1 protein-coding gene is annotated in these 1,937 nt (G+C 68.7%); it reads left to right on the top strand.

The window, feature by feature from the left end; all coding sequences use genetic code 11:
• Window positions 1–254: 254 nt before the first annotated feature.
• Window positions 255–1,658 carry an IS1380 family transposase gene (locus Q8A52_RS48795; protein ID WP_316765146.1) on the top strand — a complete coding sequence of 468 codons (1,404 nt, stop codon included), beginning with the start codon at window positions 255–257 and terminating at the stop codon, window positions 1,656–1,658.
• Window positions 1,659–1,937 lie beyond the last annotated feature (279 nt).

Raw genomic sequence — 1,937 nt, 5'->3', positions numbered from 1 at the left:
GAGGAAACGCCTGTGTCAGCACCCCGACCGCGACCCGATCCGACAGTCGCCCACCTGATGACTTCAGTTGACCTGCTCTTGGCACACCACAACAACGACCAGATTGCCCCTAAGTTACCGGTATTGCTACTAGCCTCCGCGTTTCACTTGCGGTGGCGTCCCGATCTTGAGCGGGAACGCGAAAGTGCCTTCTGAGCTGGGATGATGAGGCTTGTCTAGGGCTTCTGTCATCACAGCAGGAAGGCACTTTCTGCGTGCACACTACCGGGTCGCGTCCCAAGCTCGTCGTATCAGCCGACGGCCGCGGGGTGGTCAGTCATGCCGGGTCCCGGCTGCTGGCCGATCTCGCCGATGCCACCGGCCTGACCACGGCCTTCACCGACGCGCTGCGCCAACTGCGGCCGCGTGGCACCGGCCACGCCCCCGGCCGGATCGCCGTGGACTTGGCGGTGAGGCTGGCCGACGGCGGCGAGGCGATCGCCGACCTGGCCCTGCTGCGCGATCAGGCCGAGGTGTTCGGCCCCACCGCGTCCACTCCCACCGCATGGCGACTGCTGGCGGGCATCGATCCGGCCGCACTCGGGGCTCTGCGCGCGGCCCGTGCCACCGCCCGCGAGGCCGCCTGGCTGCAAGCCAGCGAGAGACTGGAGGCAATGCCGGCCTCACGTGCAGGCGGACGCGAACTGCCGGGCCTGGTCCTGGACATCGACGCCACCCTGGTCACCTGCCACTCCGAGAAGCAGAACGCGGCGCCGACCTACAAACACGGCTTCGGCTACCACCCGCTGCTGTGCTTCCTCGACAACACTGGCGAGGCCCTGGCCGGCCAGCTGCGGCCCGGCAACGCCGCGGCAAACACCGCCGAGGACCACATCACCGTGCTCGACGCCGCCCTCGCCCAGCTCCCCGACGCCCACCGCCACGGCACCGACATCCTCTTCCGCGCGGACAGTGCCGGATCCGCCAAAGCGTTCCTGACCCACATCCGCGGCCTCCGCTCGCGCGGGATCCACACCTCCTTCTCCGTCGGATGGTCCATCACCGAACCGGTCCGCCGAGCGATACGCCAACTGCCCGACCATGTGTGGCATCCCGCCCTCGAACAGGACGGCACCCTGCGACAAGGCGCCCACGTTGCCGAGCTCACCGGCCTGGTCGACTTGCCGGGTCTGCCCGAGGACACGCGGATCATCGTCCGCCGCGAGCGCCCGCACCCCGGCGCCCAGCTGTCCTTGTTCGATCTCGACGAGGGGATGCGCCACCAGGTCTTCCTCACCGACACCGCCTACGGCAAAGGCTCATTGCAGCACCTGGAAGTCCGCCACCGCGCCCACGCCCGCGTCGAGGACCGCATCCGCTGCGGCAAGACCACCGGCTTCGGCCGCTTCCCCTCCCGACACTTCCACGTCAACCAAGCGTGGCTGGAACTGTCCCTGACCGCCCTCGACCTGCTCGCCTGGACACGCATCCTGCTGCTGGAGGGCGAACTGGCCACCGCCGAGCCGAAAAAGCTCCGCTACCGGCTGCTGCACGCCGCCGCCCGCATCACCCGCGGCGGGCGCCGCATGCACCTGCGGATCGCCGCGACCTGGCCCTGGCGAAACGAACTGACCAGCGCATTCGCCCGCCTGGCGGCGCTGCCACGGCCAGCCACCTGAACCTCAGCACCGTCCCTACACACCCCGACCGAGGAACCCTGGAGAACCCGACCCGCGCGTCGGGCCTCGACCATGCCCGCCCGGCAGCCAACAACCAAAACCCCCACTTCATGGCCATCACACCAGCTCAGCCTCCCGAAGTGAAACGGGGAGGCTAGCCCCAATACCGGTAACTTAGGGCTTTGGTGTCCGCTTGACCCGTTTGGGTTTGGTGGCGCCAACGATGGTGACGGCCGGAACACATGGGCGGTCTGCGACGCGGTGGGCGGCGCGTTTGAG

Source organism: Streptomyces herbicida, assembly GCF_032656585.1.
In the GTDB taxonomy this organism is placed as follows: Bacteria; Actinomycetota; Actinomycetes; order Streptomycetales; family Streptomycetaceae; genus Streptomyces; species Streptomyces herbicida.
Note: the sequence above shows the minus strand (reverse complement) of the source record. Positions and strands in the feature narration are given on the sequence as shown.